Origin of the sequence: Streptomyces sp. NPDC052773, from assembly GCF_044547145.1 — a bacterium.
GTDB lineage: Bacteria > Actinomycetota > Actinomycetes > Streptomycetales > Streptomycetaceae > Streptomyces.
Genome location: NZ_JBITZX010000002.1, coordinates 146,441 through 169,967, shown reverse-complemented (window position 1 = coordinate 169,967; position 23,527 = coordinate 146,441). Strand labels below are relative to the sequence as shown.

General features: G+C 72.2%; 19 protein-coding genes and 1 tRNA gene. 8 read left to right on the top strand and 12 right to left on the bottom strand.

Features of this window, described 5'->3' with window-relative positions:
* Positions 1-5: 5 nt before the first annotated feature.
* From ACIG0D_RS05885 to ACIG0D_RS05875, 3 genes are read right to left on the bottom strand one after another with little or no spacing between them, the layout of a single operon-like run.
* On the bottom strand, positions 6-1,217 hold the full coding sequence (locus tag ACIG0D_RS05885; RefSeq protein WP_399796516.1) for a thiolase family protein: 1,212 nt from the start codon (positions 1,215-1,217) through the stop codon (positions 6-8).
* Positions 1,214-1,864, bottom strand: coding sequence for a CoA transferase subunit B (locus ACIG0D_RS05880; RefSeq protein WP_399796515.1), 651 nt, complete (start codon positions 1,862-1,864; stop codon positions 1,214-1,216). Before ACIG0D_RS05880 ends, ACIG0D_RS05885 begins: the two co-directional genes overlap by 4 nt.
* The gene (locus ACIG0D_RS05875) at positions 1,864-2,619 is read right to left on the bottom strand and encodes a CoA transferase subunit A (protein WP_399796513.1); all 756 of its coding nucleotides are present in this window, start codon (positions 2,617-2,619) and stop codon (positions 1,864-1,866) included. The genes ACIG0D_RS05880 and ACIG0D_RS05875 overlap by 1 nt, the downstream gene beginning before the upstream one ends.
* A gap of 166 nt (positions 2,620-2,785) precedes the next feature.
* Between ACIG0D_RS05875 and ACIG0D_RS05870 the strand changes: the two genes are divergently transcribed.
* Positions 2,786-3,250: a MarR family winged helix-turn-helix transcriptional regulator gene (locus tag ACIG0D_RS05870; RefSeq protein ID WP_399796512.1), complete on the top strand. Its 465-nt coding sequence runs from the start codon at positions 2,786-2,788 to the stop codon at positions 3,248-3,250.
* Between the two features lie 60 nt (positions 3,251-3,310).
* On the opposite strand, the gene ACIG0D_RS05865 is transcribed toward ACIG0D_RS05870, so the two are convergent.
* Complete coding sequence (locus ACIG0D_RS05865; RefSeq protein WP_399797058.1) at positions 3,311-4,258, bottom strand: DUF3048 domain-containing protein; 948 nt, start codon at positions 4,256-4,258, stop codon at positions 3,311-3,313.
* A gap of 354 nt (positions 4,259-4,612) precedes the next feature.
* On the opposite strand from ACIG0D_RS05865, the gene ACIG0D_RS05860 reads away from it, so the two are divergent.
* Positions 4,613-5,803: a zinc-dependent alcohol dehydrogenase gene (locus tag ACIG0D_RS05860; RefSeq protein WP_399796510.1), complete on the top strand. Its 1,191-nt coding sequence runs from the start codon at positions 4,613-4,615 to the stop codon at positions 5,801-5,803.
* A 30-nt stretch (positions 5,804-5,833) separates the two neighbouring features.
* Here the strand turns inward: ACIG0D_RS05860 and ACIG0D_RS05855 are convergent, their stop codons facing one another.
* Positions 5,834-6,901, bottom strand: a complete 1,068-nt coding sequence (locus tag ACIG0D_RS05855) for an ATP-dependent DNA ligase (RefSeq protein WP_399796508.1) — start codon at positions 6,899-6,901, stop codon at positions 5,834-5,836.
* A 73-nt stretch (positions 6,902-6,974) separates the two neighbouring features.
* Between ACIG0D_RS05855 and ligD the strand changes: the two genes are divergently transcribed.
* Positions 6,975-7,985 (top strand): non-homologous end-joining DNA ligase, encoded by a 1,011-nt coding sequence (gene ligD / locus ACIG0D_RS05850; RefSeq protein ID WP_399796507.1) that lies wholly within the window; start codon positions 6,975-6,977, stop codon positions 7,983-7,985.
* Between the two features lie 11 nt (positions 7,986-7,996).
* Here ligD and ACIG0D_RS05845 read toward each other — a convergent pair whose 3' ends face one another.
* Positions 7,997-10,186 carry an OmpL47-type beta-barrel domain-containing protein gene (locus ACIG0D_RS05845; protein WP_399796506.1) on the bottom strand — a complete coding sequence of 730 codons (2,190 nt, stop codon included), beginning with the start codon at positions 10,184-10,186 and terminating at the stop codon, positions 7,997-7,999.
* Between the two features lie 26 nt (positions 10,187-10,212).
* On the bottom strand, positions 10,213-12,723 hold the full coding sequence (locus ACIG0D_RS05840) for a ThuA domain-containing protein (protein WP_399796503.1): 2,511 nt from the start codon (positions 12,721-12,723) through the stop codon (positions 10,213-10,215).
* 170 nt (positions 12,724-12,893) lie between these two features.
* Between ACIG0D_RS05840 and ACIG0D_RS05835 the strand changes: the two genes are divergently transcribed.
* Positions 12,894-13,868, top strand: a complete 975-nt coding sequence (locus ACIG0D_RS05835; protein ID WP_399796501.1) for a multicopper oxidase domain-containing protein — start codon at positions 12,894-12,896, stop codon at positions 13,866-13,868.
* Positions 13,869-13,870: 2 nt separating this feature from the next.
* On the opposite strand, the gene ACIG0D_RS05830 is transcribed toward ACIG0D_RS05835, so the two are convergent.
* Complete coding sequence (locus tag ACIG0D_RS05830) at positions 13,871-14,752, bottom strand: hypothetical protein (RefSeq protein WP_399796500.1); 882 nt, start codon at positions 14,750-14,752, stop codon at positions 13,871-13,873.
* 140 nt (positions 14,753-14,892) lie between these two features.
* Here ACIG0D_RS05830 and ACIG0D_RS05825 point away from each other — a divergent pair, with 140 nt between their 5' ends.
* Entirely contained in the window at positions 14,893-15,999 is a 1,107-nt protein-coding gene (locus ACIG0D_RS05825) for a LacI family DNA-binding transcriptional regulator (RefSeq protein WP_399796498.1), read from the top strand.
* A 37-nt stretch (positions 16,000-16,036) separates the two neighbouring features.
* Here ACIG0D_RS05825 and ACIG0D_RS05820 read toward each other — a convergent pair whose 3' ends face one another.
* Positions 16,037-16,837: a VOC family protein gene (locus ACIG0D_RS05820; RefSeq protein ID WP_399796496.1), complete on the bottom strand. Its 801-nt coding sequence runs from the start codon at positions 16,835-16,837 to the stop codon at positions 16,037-16,039.
* A gap of 255 nt (positions 16,838-17,092) precedes the next feature.
* Between ACIG0D_RS05820 and ACIG0D_RS05815 the strand changes: the two genes are divergently transcribed.
* The gene (locus ACIG0D_RS05815; protein WP_399796494.1) at positions 17,093-17,338 is read left to right on the top strand and encodes a WhiB family transcriptional regulator; all 246 of its coding nucleotides are present in this window, start codon (positions 17,093-17,095) and stop codon (positions 17,336-17,338) included.
* Positions 17,339-17,391: 53 nt separating this feature from the next.
* The gene (locus ACIG0D_RS05810; protein WP_399796492.1) at positions 17,392-18,720 is read left to right on the top strand and encodes an SDR family NAD(P)-dependent oxidoreductase; all 1,329 of its coding nucleotides are present in this window, start codon (positions 17,392-17,394) and stop codon (positions 18,718-18,720) included.
* A 136-nt stretch (positions 18,721-18,856) separates the two neighbouring features.
* Here ACIG0D_RS05810 and ACIG0D_RS05805 read toward each other — a convergent pair whose 3' ends face one another.
* Both ACIG0D_RS05805 and ACIG0D_RS05800 read right to left on the bottom strand, forming a co-directional pair.
* Positions 18,857-20,689, bottom strand: a complete 1,833-nt coding sequence (locus ACIG0D_RS05805) for an AAA family ATPase (RefSeq protein ID WP_399796490.1) — start codon at positions 20,687-20,689, stop codon at positions 18,857-18,859.
* The gene (locus tag ACIG0D_RS05800; RefSeq protein ID WP_399796489.1) at positions 20,690-22,132 is read right to left on the bottom strand and encodes a hypothetical protein; all 1,443 of its coding nucleotides are present in this window, start codon (positions 22,130-22,132) and stop codon (positions 20,690-20,692) included.
* A 100-nt stretch (positions 22,133-22,232) separates the two neighbouring features.
* Here ACIG0D_RS05800 and ACIG0D_RS05795 point away from each other — a divergent pair.
* Positions 22,233-22,306 (top strand) — tRNA-Trp (locus ACIG0D_RS05795).
* A 17-nt stretch (positions 22,307-22,323) separates the two neighbouring features.
* Here ACIG0D_RS05795 and ACIG0D_RS05790 read toward each other — a convergent pair.
* The gene (locus ACIG0D_RS05790; RefSeq protein WP_399796487.1) at positions 22,324-22,992 is read right to left on the bottom strand and encodes a hypothetical protein; all 669 of its coding nucleotides are present in this window, start codon (positions 22,990-22,992) and stop codon (positions 22,324-22,326) included.
* Between the last annotated feature and the right edge of the window lie 535 nt (positions 22,993-23,527).

Genomic DNA, 23,527 nt, shown 5'->3' with positions numbered 1-23,527 from the left:
GGTTCCTAGCGCTCCAGGACCAGGGCGAGTCCCTGGCCGACGCCGATGCAGAGGGTGGCGACACCGACCCCGCCGCCCTTGCGGGCGAGCTGGTGGGCGACGGTGCCGGCGAGGCGGGCGCCGGAGGCGCCGAGGGGATGGCCGAGGGCGATGGCCCCGCCCTGCGGGTTGAGGATCGCGGGGTCGAACGCGGGCCACTCGGCGACGCAGCCCAGCACCTGGGCGGCGAACGCCTCGTTCAGCTCCAGCACGTCGAGGTCGGCGAAGCCCTTGCCCGCCTTGGCCAGCGCCCGGTTGACGGCCTCGACCGGGGCGAGACCGAAGTAGTGCGGGTCGGTCGCAAAGACGCCGGTCGCCGAGATGCGGGCGAGCGGTTCGCGGCCGGTGGCCCTCAGGCCCTCCTCGTCGACGAGGAGCAGCGCGGCGGCGCCGTCGTTGAGCGGGGAGGCGTTGCCCGCGGTCACCGTGCCGCCGTCCTTCCGGAAGGACGGCTTCAGCCGGGCCATGGCCTCCAGGGAGGCGTCGGGGCGGACGCACTCGTCGGCGCCGACGACCACCGGGTCACCCTTGCGGCGGGGGACCGGCACCGGAGTGATCTCCGCGTCGAACCGGCCCTCGGCCTGCGCCCGGGCCGCCTTCCGATGGCTCGCCAGCGCGAACTCGTCCTGCTGCTCGCGCGTGATCTTGTGCTTGTCCGCGATGAGTTCGGCGGACTCGCCGAGCGGGATGGTCCACTGCGGGTCCATCCGCGGATTGACCATGCGCCAGCCGAGGGTGGTCGAGTACAGCTCGGTGTGGGCGGCGGGGAAGGGCGTGTCGCTCTTCGGCAGCACGTACGGCGCGCGGGTCATCGACTCGACGCCGCCCGCCACGGCGATGTGGGCGTCGCCGACGGCGATGGCGCGGGCCGCCTGGATCACGGCCTCCAGACCGGAGGCGCACAGCCGGTTCACGGTCACGCCCGGCACCGAGGTGGGCAGGCCCGCCAGCAGCGCGGCCATGCGGGCGACGTTGCGGTTCTCCTCACCGGCGCCGTTGGCGTTGCCGAAGTAGACGTCCTCGATCCGGGACGGGTCCAAGTCGGGTGTACGGCCGAGGAGTTCGCGCAGCACGTGGGCGGCGAGGTCGTCCGGGCGGACGGCGGCGAGGGCGCCGTTGTAGCGGCCGACGGGGGTGCGGACGGCGTCGATGACGTAGACGTCCCTGAGGGTGCTCATGACGCGGCGCTCTCCTCGCTGACCCGGACCTTCGCGGCGGTCCTCGCGGTGATCTCCTCGGGGGTGACGCCGGGCGCGGTCTCGACGAGGACCAGGCCGTCGGCGGTGACGTCGAGGACGCCGAGGTCGGTGATGATCCGGTCCACGCACGCCTTGCCGGTGAGCGGCAGGGTGCATGCGTCGAGGATCTTCGGTGAGCCGTCCTTGGCGGTGTGGGTCATCACGACGATCACCGTGCGGGCGCCGTGGACCAGGTCCATCGCCCCGCCGATGCCGGTGACCAGCTTCCCCGGCACCGCCCAGTTCGCCAGGTCCCCGCGGGCGGAGACCTGCATCGCGCCCAGCACGGCGACGTCGATGTGGCCGCCGCGGATCATGGAGAACGAGAGCGCCGAGTCGAAGAAGGACGCGCCCGGCAGGACCGTGACGGTCTCCTTGCCGGCGTTGATCAGATCCGGGTCGACGGCGTCCTCGGTGGGGTAGGGGCCGGTGCCCAGGATGCCGTTCTCCGACTCCAGGACCACCTCGACGCCCTCCGGGAGGTGGTTGGGGATCAGCGTGGGCAGGCCGATGCCGAGATTGACGTACTGCCCGTCCTTCAGCTCGCGCGCCGCGCGGGCCGCCATCTGCTCACGTGTCCAGGCCATCAGCCGCTCACCGTCCGCCGCTCGATCTTCTTGTCCGCCGCCTGCTCCGGGGTGAGCGCGACCACGCGCTGGACGAAGATGCCCGGCAGGTGGACCGCGTCCGGGTCGATCCCGCCGGGCTCGACCAGCTCCTCCACCTCGGCGATGGTGATCCGCCCGGCCATCGCCGCGAGCGGGTTGAAGTTCCGGGCGGACTTGTTGAACACGAGGTTGCCGTGCCGGTCGCCCTTCGCCGCCCGGACCAGCGCGAAGTCGGTGCGGATGCCGCGTTCCAGCACGTACTCCACGCCGTCGAACTCCCGCACCTCCTTCGCGGGCGAGGCGAGGGCGACGCCGCCCTCACCGTCGTAGCGCCAGGGCAGTCCGCCCTCGGCGACCTGGGTGCCGACACCGGCGGGGGTGTAGAAGGCGGGGATGCCGGCGCCGCCGGCCCGCAGCCGCTCGGCGAGCGTGCCCTGCGGGATCAGCTCCACCTCCAGCTCTCCGGCCAGGTACTGGCGGGCGAACTCCTTGTTCGCTCCGATGTAGGAGCCGGTCACCCGGGCGATCCGGCCGGCCGCCAGCAGCACGGCGAGGCCGGACTCCATCGCCCCGCAGTTGTTGGAGACCACCGACAGCCCCCCGACACCCCGCTCGTACAGGGCCTCGATCAGCACGTTCGGCACACCGCTCAGCCCGAAGCCGCCGACCGCCAGCGACGCGCCGTCACCCACGTCGGCCACCGCCTCGGCGGCGCAGGCCACCACCTTGTCCATCCGAGAAGTCCCATCTCTGCACCCGAATAGTCAGGGCACTGACTATTTCAACGAGGTGCTCGACACGCTGCCACTGGGCCGCCAGCCTCGTCAAGACCGGTATCGTTCAGTGCACCCACGAATTGCCAACGAATTCTCCAGCGATGTCGAGCACCCGGGAGCGCACATGGTCGCGGTGGACCTCAATAGCCAACTCGGGCATCTGGCCCGGCGGCTCCAGCAGGCGCACCACCTGCTGTGGAACACGATGGTGTCCGAGGAGATCACCTCGCCCCAGTTCGCCGTCCTGAACACGCTCGTCACCGAGCCGGGCCTGGACCAGCGCACCGTGGGGGAGCGGGTGGGCCTCGACCGGTCCACCATCGCCGAGGTGATCGGGCGGCTCGTCTCCCGGGGGCTGCTCGGCAAGGTCCGCGACCCGCAGGACGGCCGCCGCTTCCTGCTGCGCCTCACCGAGGAGGGCGAGCGCACCCAGCGCAAGCTGGCGGTGCGCGCGGCCCGCATGAACCAGGTGTTCCTCGCGCCGCTCTCCGAGGAGGAGCGCAGCCAGTTCCTCGGGCTCATCCAGCGGGTGTCGGACGGGGCGGAGGGGCTGCGGCATGCGGGGGAGCCGCTGACGGCCGGGCGGTGACGGTGCGAAAGGGCCGCGGCGGCCGGTGCCGTTGGGCCGCCGTGACCCGCGCTGATGGGCTCAGGCCTTGGCGAACACCACCCAGACCTGCCCCTTCGCGAAGTTCACCGGCGCGCCGTCGTTCGTCGTGAAGTGCGTCCCCTCGGACGCCGACCCCCGCTTCCACCGCACCTCGTGGACCTTGCCGTCGCGCAGCACCTCGGCCCGGCCCGAGCCCACCGTCTCGGTGAACGGCGTGTTGTTGCCCAGCGAGTCGTAGTAGTCCGACTTGCGCAGGTTCACGTACTGCACGACGACCGTCGCGGGCGCCACCGGACCCGCGTCCGTGGTCGTGGCGGCCGTGCCGTCCATCGACACCAGCCAGCGGCCCCACCGCTCCGACCAGGTGAACGTGAACCGCGCCGCCGGGTACGTCACGGTCCGCGAGGCGGTCTCCGTGCCGCCGGAGGGGGCGGCGCCGTAGCGGAAGCCGGTGGTCAGCGCGGCCGGGCCGGCGGGCTCGGGCAGCAGGGCGCCGGGGCGCAGATAGAGGTTGTGCGGGGCGGGCCGGCCGGTGCCCCGGAAGTAGGCGCCGGGGGTCAGGCCGGGTGGCTCGGCGCGCACCGGCGCCTGCTCGATCAGCGGCAGCAGCTTGCGCTGCGCACCGGAGAACGCCAGCGTCGGCCGGTCGAACTGGCCCAGCAGCTCCAGATCGGTCTCCCGGGCGCTGCGTACCGGGCCCACGGCCTTCGGCAGCCGGGTCGCGTACACCGCCATCAGCCGGCTCAGTCCGCCCTCGACCTGCTCGACGTAGACCACGTCCGCGGCGTTCAGTCCGGTGTGCGGGCGGGCCCGGCGGACGTTGTCGATCTTCACGGCGAGCACCGAACCCTTGCCGGGACCGCTCTCCGGCGGCTCCGTGGACTCGGTGGCGCCGGGCTCCCGGTCGCGCCCCCGGCCGTCGTCGGCGGGGCCTTCGCCGCCCGTGCACCCTGCCGTCAGGGAGGCCGCCAGCGCGACGGCCAGCAGCGCCGCCGCGGTGCCGAGGCGCCCCCGGCGCGCCCGGGGCCGTGCCGTCGCCTCGTCGGGCCGCCCCCGGCGCGCTTCCCCCGGTGCCGCCGTCGTGCCGACGCGCCTCAGGGGTGCTCTTCGTGCTGTGCCCACCGTCGCCACCCGCCCAGTCCCGTGTCCTCGATTGTGCGCTTATCGGCTCATCTATGGTCATACCCGATCATTTCGGAAGTTCCGCCCCGCTCGCGTCGGTGGCGCGCGCGGAATGCGCCGATCGGCTCACGCCCGCGGTTCGGCGGGGCGCGTCCGGGTACCCGGGGCGCTGCCAACCGCAGGACAGGCCCCCGGGGCGCGAGAGAGGGAGCGCGGACGATGAGGGCAGTGACATGGCAGGGCAAGCGGAAGATCAGCGTGGAGAGCGTGCCCGATCCACGGATCGAGGAGCCGACCGATGCGATCATCCGCGTCACCTCCACGGGGCTGTGCGGCTCCGATCTGCATCTGTACGAGGTGCTCACCCCGTTCATGACCCCCGGCGACATCCTCGGCCACGAGCCCATGGGCATCGTCGAGGAGGTCGGCGCAGGAGTGCCCGACCTGATGGCCGGCGACCGGGTCGTCGTCCCGTTCCAGATCGCCTGCGGCAACTGCTGGATGTGCCTCAACGCGCTCCAGACCCAGTGCGAGACCACCCAGGTCAGCGCCGAGGGGATGGGCGCCGCGCTGTTCGGCTACACCCGGCTGTACGGCGCGGTCCCCGGTGGCCAGGCCGAGTACCTGCGGGTCCCGCAGGCGCAGTACGGCCCGATCAAGGTGCCCGAGGGCCCGCCCGACGACCGTTTCGTCTACCTCTCCGACGTGCTGCCCACCGCCTGGCAGGCGGTCGCCTACGCCGACATCCCGCAGGGCGGCAGTGTCGCCGTGCTCGGCCTCGGACCCATCGGCGACATGGCCTGCCGGGTCGCCCAGGTGCGCGGCGCCGGCCGCGTGTTCGGCGTGGACCTGGTCCCCGAACGGCTGGAACGGGCCCGGGCGCGCGGCGTCGAGACGTACGACCTGAAGAGCTTCGACAACGAGAAGGAACTCGTCACCGCCATCCGCGACGAGACCGACGGGCGCGGCCCCGACGCCGTGATCGACGCGGTCGGCACCGAGGCGCACGGCAGCGCGGTCGCCAAACTCACCCAGCAGGCCGCCGCCCTGCTGCCCCGGTCCCTCGGCGGCCCGCTCGCGGAACGCTTCAGCGTGGACCGGCTCGCCGCCCTGTACACCGCGATCGAGCTGTGCCGCCGCGGCGGCACCCTCTCCCTCGTCGGCGTCTACGGCGGTATGGCCGACCCGCTGCCCATGCTGACGCTGTTCGACAAGCAGCTCCAGATCCGGATGGGGCAGGCCAACGTCCGCCGCTGGACCGACGAGATCATCCCGTACCTCACCGACGAGGACCCGCTCGGCGTCGACGACTTCGCCACCCACCGCGTCCCGCTGGAGGACGCCCCGCACGCCTACGAGATGTTCCAGCGCAAGCGGGAGGGCGCGGTCAAGGTGCTGATGACGCCCTGAGGGGCGGGAGCCACCTGAGGTCCCCAGGGCTCACGCCTCGCCGAAGATCTCCGCGAGGTCGTACCGCACCGGCTCCTCCAGCTGGGCGTATGTGCAGCTGTCCGGGGTCCGGTCCGGGCGCCAGCGGCGGAAGCGGGCCGTGTGCCGGAACCGGGCGCCGTTCTCCATGTGGTCGTACGCCACCTCCGCGACCCGCTCCGGACGCAGCGGCACCCACGACAGGTCCTTCTTGCCCGACCAGCGGCTCGGCGCGCCGGGCAGCCGGGCCGACTCGTGGGCGGCCTCCTCCGCCCAGGCCGCCCACGGATGCCCCTGGACGTCGTCCATCCGCAGTGGCTCCAGCTCCTCCACCAGCGCGGCGCGCTGCCGCATCGGGAACGCGGCGGACACGCCCACGTGCTGGAGCACGCCCCGGTCGTCGTACAGCCCGAGCAGCAGCGAGCCCACCACCGGCCCGCTCTTGTGCAGGCGGTACCCGGCCACGACCACGTCCGCGGTCCGCTCGTGCTTGATCTTGTACATGGCGCGCTCGTCCTGGCGATAGCGCAGATTGCGGGGCTTGGCGATCACCCCGTCCAGGCCCGCCCCCTCGTACTGCTCGAACCAGTGCCGAGCCACCTCGATGTCGGTCGTCGCCGGCGCCACATGCACCGGGGGCGTCGCCTGCGACAACGCCCTGACCAGCAGCGCACGCCGGTCCTCCAGCGGCACGTCGAGCAGTGACTCGTCGTCAAGGGCCAGCAGGTCGAAGGCCACGAAGGAGGACGGCGTTTTCTCCGCCAGCATCCGCACCCGCGAGTCGGCCGGATGGATCCGCTCGGTCAGCGCGTCGAAGTCCAGCCGCCCCTCCCGCGCGATCACGATCTCCCCGTCCAGCACGCAGCGCTCGGGCACCCGCTCCTTCAACGCCCCCACCAGCTCCGGAAAATACCTGGTCAGCGGCTTCCCGGTACGACTGCCCAGCTCCACCTCGTCCCCGTCCCGGAACACGATCGCCCGGAACCCGTCCCACTTCGCCTCGTAGTGCATGTCCGGCGGGATCTTCGCCACGGACTTGGCGAGCATCGGCTTCACTGGGGGCATCACCGGCAGATCCATGCTCCGATTCTGCGCTGATACGCGCCTGTATGCCCGGTATGCGAGAAAGGTCCGGCACGCCTACCGTGGCTGCATGGGTGAAGCGGTGGAACTCGAGGTGGGTGGCCGGACCGTGCGGCTGACCAATCCGGACAAGGTGTTCTTTCCGGAGCGCGGGTTCACCAAGCTGGATCTCGCCCGGTACTACATCGCCGTCGGCCCCGGGATCCTGCGTGCCCTGCGGGACCGGCCCACCACGCTGGAGCGCTACCCCGACGGGGTGACCGGGGAGTGGTTCTTCCAGAAGCGGGCGCCGAAGAGCATGCCCGACTGGATTCCCACCGCGCACATCACCTTTCCCAGTGGCCGCACGGCCGACGAGATGTGTCCGACGGAGGAGGGCGCGGTCGTGTGGGCCGCGCAGTACGGCACGCTCACGTTCCACCCCTGGCCGGTGCGCCGGGATGACGTCGACCGCCCCGACGAACTGCGCATCGACCTCGACCCGCAGCCCGGCACCGACTACGACGACGCCGTGCGCGCCGCCCACGAACTGCGGGCGGTGCTGGAGGAGTTCGGCGGGTTGCGCGGCTTTCCGAAGACCTCCGGCGGGCGCGGGCTGCACGTCTTCGTGCCCATCGAACCGCGCTGGACCTTCACCCAGGTCCGGCGCGCCGCCATCGCCGTCGGGCGGGAGATGGAGCGGCGGATGCCGGACCAGGTGACCATCAAGTGGTGGAAGGAGGAGCGGGGCAACCGCATCTTCCTGGACTACAACCAGACCGCCCGGGACCGCACCATCGCCTCCGCCTACTCCGTACGGCCCCGCCCGCACGCCCCCGTCTCGGCGCCGCTGCGCTGGGAGGAGGTCGGCGAGGCGCACCCCCGGGACTTCGATCTCGCGACCATGCCCGCGCGCTTCGCCGAGGCCGGCGACGTGCACGCGGACATGGACGAGCACCGCTACTCCCTCGACGCCCTGCTCGACCTCGCCCGCCGCGACGAACACGACCACGGGCTGGGGGACCTGCCGTACCCGCCCGAGTATCCGAAGATGCCGGGGGAGCCCAAGCGGGTACAGCCGAGCAGGGCGAAGAAGACCTGACCTCCTGCCTCCTAGAGTTCCCTGATCCTGATGTCCCGGTACGAGATCACGTCCGTCGTGCCGTGCACCTGGAGCCCGATGTAGCCGGAGGAGAACCGCCGCCCGTCCGTGCCCGGGTCGTCGGCGCGCGGCGGGGAGAACTCCTGGCCGCCGATGTTGTCGAACTCGTTGATCAGCACGCCGTTGCGGTAGACCGAGTAGTGCTGGTCGACCACCCGGATCTCGTAGTCGTTCCAGGTGCCCTTCTGGGTGACGCCCGCCCCGGCCAGCCCGACCCGGTCGAAGCCGTAGACCGAGCCCGTCTTGTACATGTCGCCGTCGGGCCGGTCGAGCACCTGCACCTCGTGCCCGTACTTGATGGCGACCCACTCCGGCCGCGGCTCCTCCGGGTGGTCGTGGACCCAGGGGAAGCGCACGAAGACACCGGAGTTGGCGTTGCCGGTGCCGGGGGCGTCGTCGCGCCACTGCAGGCGCAGCGAGAAGTCGCCGTACTTGCGCTGCGGGAACCACAGCATCCCGAGCCCGGCCTTGGTGGTGCCGCTGGTCATCGACCCGTCGGCGTTCAGGGCGAAGGAGCCGCCGCCGACGTGCTGCCAGGCGGCGAACGACTCCGCGCTGCCGTCGAAGATCTTGCGGTAGCCGTCAGTCTGGCCCGGCTTGCCGATACCGGACTGGCGGGCCGCCCGCTGGATCGCGTTGTACTCGCGCTGGTCGACGACCCCTTCGCGCAGCAGCCTGTCGAGGACCGTCTTCACATGCTTGAGGAACAGCGCGTGCGAGGACCACTCCTTCTCGTCCTCGATCAGCTCGTTGATCCGGCACCGGTTGTTCGTGACCCGGTTGGGCACGCCCGAGTCGACGGTGCCGACGATGACCGTGAGGCGTTCGTCGTACTCGGGGCAGTCCGGGGCCGGTACCTGGCCCGAGACCACGGTGAAGCTCACGGTGCGGGCCGGGGAGGTGTTGCCGGCCTTGTCGGTGGCGCGGTAGGCGACGGTGTGCGCGCCGGCGCGGTCGACGACCAGCGGTGCGGTGTAGGCGAGATACGGTCCGCCGTCGAGCGAGTACTCGATCCGGTCGACGCCCGACCCGCCCGCGTCGGTCGCGGTCACGGTGACCGTGGCCCGGTTGACGTACGCCCCGTCGGAGTTCTGCGTTCCCTCCACGGTCACGCCGGTGACCGGTGGCGTGGTGTCCTGCGGCGGCGCGGCGACCACCGTGAACTCGACGCTCTTGACCGCCGCCACGTTGCCCGCCTTGTCGGTGGCGCGGTAGCGGACCGTGTGCGTGCCCGCCTGGTGCACCATCACGGGCGCGGTGTACGGCTGCCAGGCGCCGGACGCGCCGAGGGCGTACTCGATGGTGTTCACCCCGGACCCGGTGTCCGAGGCGGTGACGGTGACCGTCGCCATGTCGACGTACGCGCCGTTCGCGTCGCGTTCGCCGCTGACCGTGGCCGAGGTCTCCGGCGGCGTGGTGTCGTCCGACGGCGGGGCGACGACGGTGAACTCGACGCTCTGCTCGGCGGAGACGTTGCCGGCCTTGTCGTAGGCGCGGTAGCGGACGGTGTGGGTGCCCACCTGGTCGACGACGACCGGGGTCGTGTACGGCAGCCAGTCGCCCGTCGCGCCGATCGCGTACTGGACGCGGTCGACCCCCGACCCGCCGGCCTCGTCCGTGGCCCGGACGGTGACGCTCGCCGACCCGACGTACTGCCCCTGCCCGTTCCGCGTCCCGGTCACCTCGGCGGTGGCCTCCGGCGGCGTGGTGTCCTCGCCACTTCCCTCGGTCACCACCAGGATGCCCTGCATGGAGCCGTGGCCGGGGATCGTGCAGTGGTAGAAGTAGCGGCCCGGGGTCAGGGTGACCTCGGCGGTGTGCCGGCCGCCCATGTCGTCGTTGGGGCTCGCGAGGATGTTCAGCGGGACGTCGCCGTTGAACTCCGGGTCGTTCGTCGCGAACGTCAGGGTGTGCGGCATGCCGGTGGTGTTGCCGGTGGCCGCGCTGTTCTCGAAGACGATCGTCGCCGGGCCCGCCACCGCGGTCGCCGGTGCCGAGGTGTACTTGGTGATGTCGTCGCCTGCCGTCCAGGTGAGCACCTGCGCGGCTTCGGGCGCGGCGGGCGGTTCGCTCTGCCCGAGCGCCGCCGGGGCCGCCTGCACCCCGAGCAGCAGGAGCAGCCCCGCCAGCAGGGCGGCCACCGCTCTTCGTTGACGTCGTACGGTTCTCACGACTGCGACCCCCTCGCCAGCTGGTCGGCGGACGGAGTCGGACCGCCGCCGGTGTACGTCACCCGCCACAGGGCCGACTTGGCGTCCGAGGTGAAGAAGCCGCGGCCGTAGTCGAGCACGTACAGCGCGCCGTCCGGGCCGAACTTCCAGTCCATCAGGTTCTTGATGCCGTCGTTGCCGACCGGGACGATCTTCTTCAGCGACTCGGAGTGCACCGGCAGTCCGCCGTCGCCCTGCGTCCTCGGATCCATCAGCACGGCGTTGCGCGGCTGGTCGGCGTCGTAGAAGTCGCCGACGAACCACTTGCCGTCCCAGTACGCGGGCCAGGCGACGTCGCTTCCGGGCGTGACGTCGGCGTGCCGGTAGACCGGCCCGTTCATCGCGGCCTGCCCGCCGCCCTTCAGCCACGGCAGCCGGTAGGTGGCCTCCTCCGGCTTGTACGACGGGACCCCGGCGGCGTCGCGCGGGAAGTCCGGGCCGCCTCCCTGCGGGGAGTACCAGATGTTGTTGCCGGTGACCGGCGGGAGATTGACCAGGCCGTCGTTGTTCGGCGACTCGTTCCTCGGGTGGTCGCAGTCGTACCAGCCGAGCGGCTTGGACGGGTCCGGCAGGTTCCGGTCCCGGTAGGGCTGCTTGTTGCCCATGCAGTACGGCCAGCCCCGGTTGCCCGCCTTGGTGATGACCGCGAACGTGTCGTACTTCGCGGGGCCCCACACCGGGGACGGCGCCGAGGCGTCCGGGCCGACCCAGCCCGCGTAGAGGATGTCGGTGGTCTTGTCGACGAAGATGCGCGCCGGGTTCCTGACGCCCATGACGTAGATCTCGCCGCGGGTCTTGCCGCCGCCCTCGTCGGTCTCCCTGCCGGTGAAGAGGTTGCCCTCGGGGATCGTGTACGTCCCGTCGGGCTCCGGGTGGATGCGCAGGATCTTGCCGTTGAGGTTGTTGGTGTTGCCGGCGGTGCGGCGCGCGTCGGCGAAGGACACGCCCTTGTAGTTGGGCTCCGGGTTGTTCCCGGAGTAACCGTCGCTGAAGCGGCTGGAGTTGTTGTCGCCGGTCGCGATGTACAGGTTGCCCTTGGAGTCCCAGGCCATGCCGCCGCCCGCGTGGCAGCAGCTGTGGATCTGCACCGGCCACGCGAGCAGCACCTTCTCGCTGCCCAGGTCCAGCTTGTTCGTGGCCCGGTCGAGGGTGAAGCGGGAGACGCGCCGCTCGGCCATCCGGGTCTCGCGGTCGATCTCGGAGTGCGGGGTGTAGTGCAGATACACCCACCCGTTCTCCTCGAACCGCGGGTCCAGTTCGATGCCGAGCAGGCCCTCCTCGACCTTGACCAGTTCGTCGCCGCCGCCCTTGTTGCCGAAGACGGTGAGCGCTCCGGCGAGGGTTACCTGCTTGGTCCTCGGGTCGTAGACGTGGATCTCGCCCTTGCCCTTGCCGATGTCCGGGTTGTTCCAGTCGGTGATCACCGGCTGGGAGGAGTCGGCGCCGCCGCGCCCGATGTAGAACACCCGCCCGTCGGGGGCGGTGACCAGGCCGTGCGGTTCGCCGATCTGGTCGTTCTGGCCGGGCTGGTTGGGCTTGGTGAGCCGCTCGGCCTTGTAGTTGCCGTTGATCGTCGCCTTGCAGTCGGCCTGCACGAGGCGGGTCGTCCACAGCAGGGCGCCGCGCAGATGGGTGCGGAAGTCGGTCTCGTCGTACGACGACACCGTGCCGCCCATGCCGGTGTAGAAGGACCGGCCGCCGTCGTAGTCCCGGCACCAGCTGACGGGATGGTCCCAGCCGTTGGCGCCGGCCCCGGGCCGGTAGGTGGACTCCCGTACCCGGGCGACCGTGTGCACGGCACCGGACGGGTTCTTCACCCAGTTGAACCACCGGTCCGGGCGCTTCCACTGCACCGGCAGATCCTTGGTGGCCGGGTGCCGGCGGTCGCCGACCTCGACCGTCGCCCGCTGGACGGCGGTCGGGCTGGAGGCGGCCGGGCGGGCGCCGATCAGTCCGGTGAACCAGTCCGAGTACGGCTCCGCGCGGGCCGCGTCATGGAGACCGACGAAGCCGCCGCCCGCCTCCATGTAGGCCTCCAGGCCCGCCTCCTGCTCCGGGTCGAGGACGTCGCCGCCCCCGGTGAGGAACACGATGGCGTTGAACCGGCCCAGCTTGGCCTCGTCGGTGAAGACCGAGGCATCGTCCGTGGCCTCGACCTTGAATCGCTGGTTCACCGGACCGGACAGCCCGATCCGCTCGATGGCCTCGATCCCGGCGTTGACGAGGGGGGATTCGCCCCCGGCCGCCGCCGAGCCGTAGAAGATCAGCACCCGTACGTTCGCGCCGCCCGGGGGCGACTTGACGGACATCGTTGTCAGTGACGGCTCCGGCGCCGGGCGCGCGTTCGCGGCGGTGCCGGAGAGGAGTCCGGCGGTGAGGAAACCGGCGGTCAGGGCGGCTGTCGCAACCCGTCTGCCGGTCCTCGACCGTCGTCGTTCCCTCGGTCTGTGGTGCGATGTGGACCGCATGTGGTCACCCACCCCTCGTCGGTCACAGCAACAGCGCCAAGGAAGTTAGACCTCTTTGCGCGGTTCGCCAATAGGTATGACCGGGAAGGGTCGAACTTTGTCCTGGGTGTGGATAAACGCGGTGCGCCCCGCTACCGTCTCGAATTCCGTACCGGAGTGGGGAGTTCGGCATGGACAGACGTGGGTTCAACCGGCGGGTGCTCCTGGGCGGCGCGGCCGCCGCGACATCGTTGTCCCTGGCGGCGGCGGTCGAGGCCACCGGCGCCGGCGCCGCGGAGCCGGTGAGGACGGCGCCGGCCGGCGGCGAGGTGCGGCGGATCCGGCTCTACGCCGAGCGGCTCGCCGACGGGCAGATGGGCTACGGCCTGGAGAAGGGCAAGGCGACGATCCCCGGGCCGCTGATCGAGCTGAACGAGGGCGACACCCTGCACATCGAGTTCGAGAACACCATGGACGTGCCGGTGAGCCTGCACGTCCACGGCCTGGACTACGAGATTTCCAGCGACGGCACCAAGCAGAACAAGAGCGACGTCGAGCCGGGCGGCACCCGCGTCTACACCTGGCGCACCCACGCCCCCGGCCGCCGCAAGGACGGCACCTGGCGGGCGGGCAGCGCGGGTTACTGGCACTACCACGACCATGTCGTCGGCACCGAACACGGCACCGGCGGCATCCGCAAGGGCCTGTACGGGCCGGTGATCGTGCGCCGCAAGGGCGACATCCTGCCGGACCGGACCCACACCATCGTCTTCAACGACATGACCATCAACAACCGGCCCCCGCACACCGGTCCGGACTTCGAGGCGACGGTGGGCGACCGGGTCGAGTTCGTGATGATCACGCACGGCGAGTACTACCACACCTTCCACCTGCACGGTCACCGCTGGGCCGACAACCGCACCGGCACGCTGACCGGCCCGGAGGACCCCAGCCCCGTCATCGACAACAAGATCGTCGGCCCGGCGGACTCCTTCGGCTTCCAGGTGATCGCGGGGGAGGGGGTGGGCGCCGGGGCGTGGATGTACCACTGCCATGTGCAGAGCCATTCCGACATGGGGATGGTCGGGCTGTTCCTGGTGAAGAAGACGGACGGCACGATTCCGGGGTACGAGCCGCACGACCCCCACGAGCCGCACCAGCACTGACGTCAGCCGATGTCCAGGACGGTCCACTCCGTGCCGGGCCGCTCCTGGACGTAGAGGCGAGGGCCGCGGCAGACCAGCCGGCGGCGGTCGAGCCGGCCACCACCGGGACCGAGCAGACGGCCCTCGGTCACCGGTCGCACCGCGGTGTCCGTGAGACGGCAGTCGACGAGCCGGTCGTGGTCCTCGCCGTAGCCGCCGAACAGCACCGCGCGATCGCCGTGCACGGCGAGGCCCTTGACCCCTTGCACGGGGTTCTTCCGCACCCGGATCGCGTGCCCGGCACCGATCTCCAGCAGCGGGAAGTCCGTGTAGGTGCAGGCCCACGCGGTGTGCCCCGACACGTTCAGCGCGTAGCAGTCGGAGATCCAGTCCGCTCCGTCGACCGGCTGGTACGACCACACGCTCTCGCCCGTGCTGCTCCAGTGGCGCAGGCCGGGAGCGCTGAGCGGGTCGTCGCCGTAGACGCCCTCGTCGAAGTAGCCGACCCACAGGCCGCCCGCCGCGTCGGTCAGCAGATGCTCGATGGCGTCGCCGACGCGGAACGTCCGGGAGGGGCGGCCCAGCGCGTCGAAGACCTGCACCTGCTCGTCGCCCTCCCGGGACCGGCTGTCCGCCACCAGGAAACCGCCGTCGGGGAGGGCGGCGAGGTGCGGGAAGCGGGCGGTGAGGGCGCTCAGGTGCGTCTCGTGAGGCGGCCCGTCCCCGACGGTGACCACCACGGCGTCGTACGGCTCACGCGCCGCGCCGCGCGGTCGGTGCTCCCCGAGGAGCCAGTGCGCACGGCCCTCGGCGTCCACCGTGCTGTGCAGGACGGTCCGGTCGTGATGGCCGCGCGGCAGCCGTGCGTACGGCTCGAGCCGCGTCTCGGCGGGGCTAGGGGGCATGGGCGCCTCTCGTCGTCATGCCGTGATCGTCATCGGCCGACGCCCCGCGCGGCAAGGGATTTTGCGGTGCCGATGCCGCCGTCCGCCCGCGCGGGGGCCGTGGTTATCCTGATCGGCAACCGCCGAGGAGGAGCCCCGAAGTGACCGAGGGAGCGTCGCGTCCCACGCTGGAGGCCGTGGCCGCGCGGGCGGGCGTGTCGCGGGCCACCGTCTCCCGGGTCGTCAACGGCGGGGAGGGCGTCCGCGAACCCCTCGTGGAGCGGGTCCGCCAGGCCGTGGAGGAACTCGGGTACGTCCCCAACCAGGCGGCCCGCAGCCTGGTGACCAAGCGGCACGACGCGGTCGCCGTCGTCATCGCCGAACCGGAGTCCCGGGTCTTCGCCGACCCCTTCTTCGCGCTGCAACTGCGCGGCATCAGCAAGGAGCTGACCGCCCACGACAACCAGCTGGTGCTGCTGCTGACGGAGGGCCGTGCCGACCACGCTCGCGTGGGCCGCTACCTCGCGGGCGGCCATGTCGACGGCGCGCTGGTGTTCTCCCTGCACCTCGACGACCCGCTGCCCGGCCTGATCCAGCGCGCCGGGGTGCCGACGGTGTTCGGCGGACGGCCGGGCTGGAGTGACGCGACCCGGCAGGCGGTGTACGTCGACAGCGACAACCGGGGCGGTGCCCGCACGGCCGTGGACCACCTCGTCGGCCTCGGCCGCACCCGGATCGCGCACATCACCGGGCCCCTCGACCAGACCTCGGCGGCGGACCGGCTCGACGGCTACCGGGACGTGGTCGGGGACGCCGATCCCCGGCTGGTCGTGGAGAGCGACTTCACCCCGGCTGGTGGCGAGCGTGCCATGCGCGAACTCCTCGACCGGGTCCCCGACGTGGACGCCGTGTTCGCCGCGAACGACCTGACCGCCGCGGGTGCGCTGCGCGTGCTGCGGGAGCGCGGGCGGCGGGTGCCCGAGGATGTCGCCGTGGTCGGGTTCGACGACATGCTGCCGCTGGCCGAACAGACCGACCCGCCGCTGACGACGGTCCGTCAGGACATCGAGGAGATGGGGCGGTTGATGGCGCGGCTGCTGCTGCGGCGGCTGGACCGCAGGTCGCCGGGGGAGGCGGGGCGCGGTGCGGCCGGGCCGGACGCCGCTGCCGGGGCGGACGTTACGGCCGGGGCGGACGTCAGGGCCGGTTCGGATGCCTCGACCGGGGTGGTTCTGCCGACGACGCTGGTGCGGCGGGCGTCGGCGTAGCCTCGGTTGACTCCCGCTGCTGCTCCTCTGTCGCCTTCTACGGCTGCTCCTCCTGCTGCGGCACGCTCTTGATCACCGCGAAGCGGGCGCCGTACGGGTCCGCCAGCTTGGCGATACGGCCCACGTCCGGCATGTCGGTGGCGGGCATCCGGACCGTGCCGCCCAGCCGCTCGGCGTCGGCGACGGCGGCGTCCGTGTCCTCGACCTCGAAGTACGGCAGCCAGTACGGGTCCGCGTCCGCCTCCGTCGGGTCGTCGGACAGCGGCACCATGCCGCCGAACATGGACTCCTCGCCACCACCCGCGGGGTTGACCGTGGTGTAGACGCCGCCGGGGAAAGGCACGCCGAAGGTCTCCAGGCCCAGCACCGCGCGGTAGTACGCGGCGGCGGCCGGCAGGTCCTGGGTGTACAGCTCCACCCAGCACAGCGAGCCGGGTTCGCCCGCCACGCCGATCCCCTCGGTCCCGCCCGGCTGCCAGACGCCGAAGCGCACGCCCGCCTTGTCGGTGAGGAGCGCCATGCGGCCCTGGCCCAGCACGTCCATGGGCCGCAGCAGCACGCCGCCGTGCGCCTGCTCGGACGCCTGCGCGGTGGCCTCCGCGTCGGGGCTGAGGAAGTACACCGTCCAGGACGGCGGGCCCTGCTCCGGCGTGGTCCGCATGCCGCCGGCCACCGTCCGGCCGTCGAGCTGGAAGAAGCCGTAGCCACCGGCCTCAGGGCCCGCCGGCCGGAAGCGCCAGCCGAAGAGACCGCCGTAGAAGGAGACGGCACCGTCCAGGTCGGGGAAGCCGACGTCGACCCAGTTCGGAGCGCCGTCGACGAAACGGGTGGTGAGCATCCTCGCCCTCCTCGTAAAGGGGCCCGTTGCCTGCTCTGCCGAGTCTGGCACCGCCCACTGACACTCGCCGCCGGAAACCCCCGTCAATGGTCACGTTAAGTGACGGTTCGGGCCGTGACTGTTGGTGCCGTCTCCGCGTGCCGCCGTGCGCCGGACGCGCCCGCGCGGCATCATCGGGGCGTCCGACGGCTCCCGGAGCGCCGCGTTGATCCGTCGTTGATCGAACGTTTTTCGTCCTCGGCCAGGCTCGGGGACATGCACTTCGAAACGATCACCCCGGCCTTCTCCGCCTGGCAGTCGCAGGCCCTGTGCGCGCAGACCGGGGCCGACTTCTTCTTTCCCGAGCCCGGCAGCTCGGTGCGTGAGGCGAAGCGCATCTGCGGCATGTGCGAGATGCGCGCCGCCTGCCTCGAGTACGCCCTCACCCACGACGAACGCTTCGGCGTGTGGGGCGGCCTGTCCGAGAAGGAACGCCTCCGGCTGCGCCGCACCTCCCACTGAGCCGGTGCGACCGTCCGGTTAGGATCCTCGGGCGCGCACAGGGGGAGAGGCGGATGACGGACGCGGTCACGGAGGAGGAACTGGCGGCCTTCCACCGGGTGGTGGGCAAGCTGCGGGCCCTGCCCATCGACGACCCCGTACGGCTGCGCACCGAGCAGGTCGCCGCCTCCTTCGCCCGGGACGGCCGGCTCCGCCGCCGCAAGGCCCGCGGGGCCGAGACCTCGGCCGCCGACGCCTCGGTGATGGCGGCGACCGCGACCGGCGCCCTCGACCGGCGCGAGGACGCGCCGCTGACCGCACCCGGCTCCGGCGGGGCCTTCCGCAAACCGCGCGGTTGCTATGTCTGCAAGTCGCCCTATCGCCAGGTCGACTCCTTCTACCACCGGCTGTGCCCGCGCTGCGCCGCCGACAACACCGCCCGCCGCGCCCTGAGCACCGACCTGACCGGCCGTCGGGCGCTGGTCACCGGCGGCAGGGTGAAGATCGGCTTCCAGCTGGCCCTGATGATGCTGCGGGACGGCGCGGAACTCCTCGTCACCTCCCGCTTCCCGCACGACACCGTGCGCCGCTTCCGCGCCGCGCCGGGCAGCGAGCGCTGGCTCGACCGGCTCACCGTCCTCGCCGTCGACCTGCGCGACCCCCGCCAGGTGCTGGGCCTGTGCGAGGAACTGCGGCAGGAGGGCCGGCCGCTGGACATCCTCGTCAACAACGCCGCCCAGACCGTACGGCGCCCACCGGAGTCGTACGCGCTGCTGGCCGCCGGCGAGCGCGACACGCTGCCCGAAGGCGCCCGCCCGGCGCCCGGCTTCCGGCCGATGCGGATGATCGAGGGCGGGGCCGCCGCGCTGCCCGTCGTCCTGCGCGAGGCCGACGAGGCCGGGCTGCTGCCCGACCCGTCCCCGGAGAACTCCTGGTCCGCCCGGCTCGGCGCGCTCGACCCGGCCGAAGTCCTGGAGACCCAGCTCGTCAACGCCCTCGCCCCGGCGCTGCTGTGCGACCGGCTGCTGCCACTGCTGCTCGCCGCCCCGCACCCGCGCCGCTACGTCGTCAACGTCACCGCCGTCGAGGGCCGGTTCGCCGTGCGCAACAAGACGGCCGGCCATCCGCACACCAACATGGCCAAGGCCGCGCTGAACATGCTCACCCGCACCAGCGCCGCCCAACTCGCCGGGCACGGCGTCCACATGTGCGCCGTCGACACCGGCTGGATCACCGACGAGAACCCGGCCCCGAAGAAGGCCCGGATGGCCGGCTCCGGTTTCCGCACCCCGCTGGACGTGGTGGACGGGGCGGCCCGCGTCTACGACCCGATCGTGCGCGGCGAGGCGGGGGACCCGGTGTCCGGGGTGTTCCTGAAGGACTACCGCGTGGCCGAGTGGTGACGCGTGGCCGAGTCGTGACGTGGGTCGAGTGGTGACGCGGGGCCGAGTGGTGACGTGGGCGAGTGCTGACGCGGGGCCGAGTGGTGACGTGGGCGAGTACTGACGCGGGGCCGAGCCGGGGCCGGGGGCGGGCCGGTCAGCGCCGCATCGCCATGAACACCTGCGTCCAGAACCGCTGCTGCTGCTCCGACGCGCCCACCAGATAGGTGGCGCGCAGCTTCGGCGGCAGCCACGCCACCAGCCGGGTCACCGCCTCCCGGTGCTTCTTCAGCTGCGACAGCTCCGCGTTGGCGATGATCTGGTGGACCACGTCACTGTCGTTCCCGCCCTCGTCGGACCGCTCGGCGGCCCGCCGCAGCCGCCGCTCCCAGGCGTCCACGTCCCGCGCCAGCTCGCGCAGCCCCGTCACCGGGCGGCCCCGCAGCCGGTCGATCAGCGCGGTGAGCGGCACCGGGGCGTACTCGCCGTCCCCGAGGTAGACCGTCGCCATCTCCAGCGGCAGCCCCCGCCGGTGCAGCTTGATCAGCCGCTCCATGGTGCGCTTGGTGATCCAGGCGCGGCCCTCCTCGTCGATGTCGTGCTTCCACCACTCCAGCACCGTCTCCGCGTCCGCGCCGTACCGGTCGATCAGCCACTCGTTGGCCGGTATGTCCTCCGGCTCCACGGTGAGCGAGGCGGTGAAGCGGGACGCCTGGGCGATGTTGTTCCGCGCCACGAGCAGCTTGCGGCCCAAGTGGTACGGCGGGTTCTGGACGGCGACCTGGGCACGCAGGTTCTCGATCCGCCGGCCCGCCAGCGACCACTCCTGAGTGATCTCCATGAGCTTGGCGAACGCCGCCTTGTCCTTCGGCCGGTTGTACTCGTCCCACACGATCGCCTTGGGCTCAGGCCCGGTGAACCGCGCGGCCAGCAGATGGTCCAGGGTGCCGTCGGCCGAGGGCACCGGCGCGCACAGGTCCTCCACGTTGGTCACCGGCAGCGAGAAGTACAGCGGGTCCCGGCCCAGGCCCTCGCGCAGCGTCTGCCGCACCAGCTCCGTCTTGCCGCAGCCGGGCGGGCCCTGGAGCAGCACCGTCCAGCGGTTGCGCAGCGCGGCCCGCACCACCCGCCGCACCGGGTCGGGCACGGTCGCCGGGTTGGGCACGCCCAGCGCGGCGGCGATCCGGTCGAGGATCTCCGCCGTACGGTCCTGTCCCGGCCGCCCGTCCGGGTCGCGTTCGACGAGCCGCAGCCGCTCCCCGTCGAGCAGCGGCAGCCCCCAGCGCAGCGGGAAGCCCTCCCGGGCGTTGGCGAGGACGTGGTCGAGGGTGCGCGGGGAGAGCAGGGCGCGCAGCTCGGGGGAGAGCGACGCCCACACCGAGAACACCGGGTCCAGGTCCCAGCGGCGGTACTTGGCCGCGAGATTGCGGCGCCAGGAGGTGTCGTTCGCGGTGATCCGCATCGTCACCATGCGGTCCAGCAGGGCCAGGTCGCCGCGCCGGGCGGAGGTCTCGGACAATGACTCGTTGTCGGTGAGGAAGACGCCGATGCAGCCCAGGGCGCGCAGGTCGTGCTCGCCGAGCGTCCAGTCGCAGGCGATCTGCATCAGCTGCGACTGGATGGTGTCGCCCGCCTGGAGCGAGTCGTCGATCAGCAGCACGAACGGCCGGCCCGGCTTGAGCGCGCTCATCACCAGCTGCCGCAGCACCAGTTCACCACTGCGCGGATCGCGCACCGGGGCTCCGACGAGCAGGTCGTCGGGGGTCAGGTTCGCCGCCGGGACGTATACCAGGGTCGCCTCGGGATGGGCGCGGGCGATGTGCGAGAAGAACGTCGCCGTCTTGCCGATGCCGTGCTCGCCGAAGACCTGACCGGTCTGGCCGAGGTCGATCATCGCGTCGATGAAGGCCTCCAGCCGGGACACGCCCGTGCCGTCGTGCGGGGCGTGGCGCCGCGCGGAGGGGGCCGTCCGCTGCGCTTCCGTGGTCATCTATCGCGTTCCCGTCGTGACGCGATGGCAGGCCATCGCGGGTGTGTGCGTCTCGGGCCAGTCGGAGCCGCCCTCCGTGATCAGCCAGATCCACCGATCCGGCTCGGCGGGGGTGATCGGCGGCGCGTACCCGTCGGTGACGACGACCACGGCGTCCGGAGTGACGTCCAGTCGGCGGCCGTTCACCTCCGTACGGCCCTCCACGTAGTCCGCGACGGCCTGGAAACTCGTCCCGCCCCCGCCGTAGACCCTCCCCCAGACTTCGTCCGGGGGGACCCCCATCTCGCTTCGCTCGCCGGGCCGGAAGGGCATCACGACAGCGTCGAAGGAGAGCCAGTGCGCCACCACGCCGTCGATGGTGCCGACGAGTTCGGTGAGCCAGGACACCACGTGGTCCGGCATCGAACCGGAGGTGTCCAAGGCTATGACCAGCAGCTTCTCCCGGACGGGGCCGCGCCGGGAGAGCATCGGGTCGTGGCCGAGGGCCGCGAGGAGCGCGCCGCGCTTCTTCGGGTACACCAGCCGCTCGCCCTCGCGCAGGCGGGTGCCGAGCACGTCGACCAGCCAGCGCTGCCACCAGTCCACCGTCCGCGTGGCCGTGGTCTGCCCGCGCAGCACGCCCGCGCCGAGGTTCCCCCAGATCCGGGCGGCCCGCGCGGAGCCCTCCTCGGTGCGGCCCATCAGCTCCAGCAGCTCCCGCTCGGCGCCCGTGTGCCCGCGCCGGGCCGCCAGCAGCGTGTTGAGCAGCGCGGAGGAGACCACGCTGTCGATCGTCTCCTGGTCGGCGGGCACCGCGCCCTCCACCAGGCGCGGACACAGCCACGACTCCGGGACCGGCGGGTGGTGCATCCGGCGCAACTCGCCGTGCACCCGCAGGTCCGTGTCGATGAACACGCGGTACGGCACCGGTTCCAGGCCGTGCGCCGTCAGGTCCGCGTGGTACGCCTCGTACACCTTCCGCGGGTCGACGCCGGTCGGCCGGCCGTCCAGCAGGGGCAGCTCGCCGCGGCCGAGCCGGGTCAGCGCCACATGGTTGACGGAGACCTCGGCGGCCAGCGCGAACACCGGGTCGGCGCGCAGCTCGGGTTCGGCGAACAGATGCCGGTGCACGAGGTGGCGGGCTTCGTGGAACAGGACGAACTTCACGCCGTCCAGGCCGAGCCGGACGAAGCGGTCCGGGTTGTACAGCAGCAGGCAGGTGCCGTCGCCGGAGGCGACCACGGCGGCCGTGTCCACCGCCGTGGTCGGGATCTGGTGCGGGCACTTCGCGTACAGCCAGGACGCCACCGCCGACTCCGCCAGGCCGAAGTCCAGCAGCGCGGCCTCCTTCAGCCGGCGCGCCTCCTCGACGACCTCCGGATCCGCCGGCCGGTACCGCTCCAGCGCCCTGCGGTCGGCGAGATCGACGACCGGGGCATGCCGCCCCCGCTCCCCGTACCCCATGTCGTGCTCCCCCGTGGTGCTTCCCCCGCGATGTTCCCCGTGCCTCATTGGTAGCAGGCCCCACTGACAACGGGCCAAGGCATTACGCTCTGCCGCAAGGGCGGGGCCGTAGCGCAGAGGCAGGCGCATGGTCTCCAAAACCGAACACGCTGGTTCGAATCCAGCCGCCCCGCCCCCCTTCCCCTGTCCCGTCAGGCGATGGCGCCCGCGGTGACGATGAGTTCGGGCGCGGTCCCGTAGAAGGTGCCCATGAGCTGCGCGAGCACCGCCCACGCGTCGTCGCGAGCGCCCAGGTGGCCGCGGACGAGCGGACGCAGGGCGTCCTCGGCTTGGCGCACCCGTGTCGGGAACAGGACACGTCCCGTGGACAGCACCGAGAGCACGCTCCGCGCGGGACCGTGCTCCGTCGCGTACTCCGCGGGGCCGGCCAGCACCCCGGCCTGCCGGACCCGGTGGGTGAACTTCGGGTGGGAGCCGAACTGTTCCCGCAGCTCGGGCGGGCAGTCCGGGCGTACCGCCAGCGCCCAGCGGGCGTAACCGGGCAGCGCCCGCTCCGCGTCCGCCTCGGTGACGGACCGCCAGTCCGCGGGCATGACGACCATGGAGGCGGCGGCCCGCCCCGCCGCCATCGTGGTCGCCGCCCGCAACGCGCCGAGCAGACCGTGCCGTCGGTAGGCCTCCGGCACCGCCGGCTCACCCTTGTGGCGCACCAGGGTGTCGACCGGCACCGGCTCGGTCCGCCCCGACCCGAACGGCCTGCCCCGCACGATGGCCCGCCGCAACCCGTCCACGGCGGGAAGATGCCGCCACACCACCGCGTTGCCCAGCGGCTCGTCCTCCTCCAGGACCCACAACAGCACGGAGGCCGGTACGGCCGTATGGGGCGTTGCCTTCGCGCGCGCGGCGCTCGCGGCCCCACCCACCCACCATGATCAGCCCACCACCCAGAAAGCCACCCCCACCAGCCGCCCCGGAGACACTGAAACCTCCGGGGCGGGCCTCGGGCTCTCCCGGCCCGCCACCTGCCCCCGGCTGACCGGCCCCCACAACGAAAGGCTGCCCGTCCCCCGAAACGTCGCCCCGGCCCCCAACCACCAACCGCCGTGCGGACGCCCCGGACGCGTTCCGAGCGGCGGCGGTGGCCTATGTCCCGCGCCTAGAGCATGCTCGCCAAGGCGCGCTCAAGCCGGGCGAGGTGAGGCTGAATCCGCGTGAGGTCAGCCATCACCCGATCCCGCCCGTCCCCGGTACCCGCCCGGCGCTTGCGCTGCGGCAACCCGTGAACCCGCGCCTTCTCATACATCACTTGCGTCCTCCGGTCTGGGGCTCCATCCGCCCCATGAGTCGTTGACTGCCTCCACCAACATCAGCCCGCACCGCGCCCCTCACCGGCGG

Bases quoted from the DNA above. Each gene is read 5' to 3' on its own strand.
- ACIG0D_RS05885 (WP_399796516.1), bottom strand. From the start codon at position 1,217: ATGAGCACCCTCAGGGACGTCTACGTCATCGACGCCGTCCGCACCCCC.
- ACIG0D_RS05820 (WP_399796496.1), bottom strand. From the start codon at position 16,837: ATGCTCACCACCCGTTTCGTCGACGGCGCTCCGAACTGGGTCGACGTC.
- ACIG0D_RS05875 (WP_399796513.1), bottom strand. From the start codon at position 2,619: ATGGACAAGGTGGTGGCCTGCGCCGCCGAGGCGGTGGCCGACGTGGGT.
- ACIG0D_RS05860 (WP_399796510.1), top strand. From the start codon at position 4,613: ATGAGGGCAGTGACATGGCAGGGCAAGCGGAAGATCAGCGTGGAGAGC.
- ACIG0D_RS05855 (WP_399796508.1), bottom strand. From the start codon at position 6,901: ATGGATCTGCCGGTGATGCCCCCAGTGAAGCCGATGCTCGCCAAGTCC.
- ACIG0D_RS05815 (WP_399796494.1), top strand. From the start codon at position 17,093: ATGCACTTCGAAACGATCACCCCGGCCTTCTCCGCCTGGCAGTCGCAG.
- ACIG0D_RS05870 (WP_399796512.1), top strand. From the start codon at position 2,786: ATGGTCGCGGTGGACCTCAATAGCCAACTCGGGCATCTGGCCCGGCGG.
- ligD (WP_399796507.1), top strand. From the start codon at position 6,975: ATGGGTGAAGCGGTGGAACTCGAGGTGGGTGGCCGGACCGTGCGGCTG.
- ACIG0D_RS05800 (WP_399796489.1), bottom strand. From the start codon at position 22,132: ATGGGGTACGGGGAGCGGGGGCGGCATGCCCCGGTCGTCGATCTCGCC.
- ACIG0D_RS05840 (WP_399796503.1), bottom strand. From the start codon at position 12,723: ATGCGGTCCACATCGCACCACAGACCGAGGGAACGACGACGGTCGAGG.
- ACIG0D_RS05880 (WP_399796515.1), bottom strand. From the start codon at position 1,864: ATGGCCTGGACACGTGAGCAGATGGCGGCCCGCGCGGCGCGCGAGCTG.
- ACIG0D_RS05830 (WP_399796500.1), bottom strand. From the start codon at position 14,752: ATGCCCCCTAGCCCCGCCGAGACGCGGCTCGAGCCGTACGCACGGCTG.
- ACIG0D_RS05805 (WP_399796490.1), bottom strand. From the start codon at position 20,689: ATGACCACGGAAGCGCAGCGGACGGCCCCCTCCGCGCGGCGCCACGCC.
- ACIG0D_RS05810 (WP_399796492.1), top strand. From the start codon at position 17,392: ATGACGGACGCGGTCACGGAGGAGGAACTGGCGGCCTTCCACCGGGTG.
- ACIG0D_RS05835 (WP_399796501.1), top strand. From the start codon at position 12,894: ATGGACAGACGTGGGTTCAACCGGCGGGTGCTCCTGGGCGGCGCGGCC.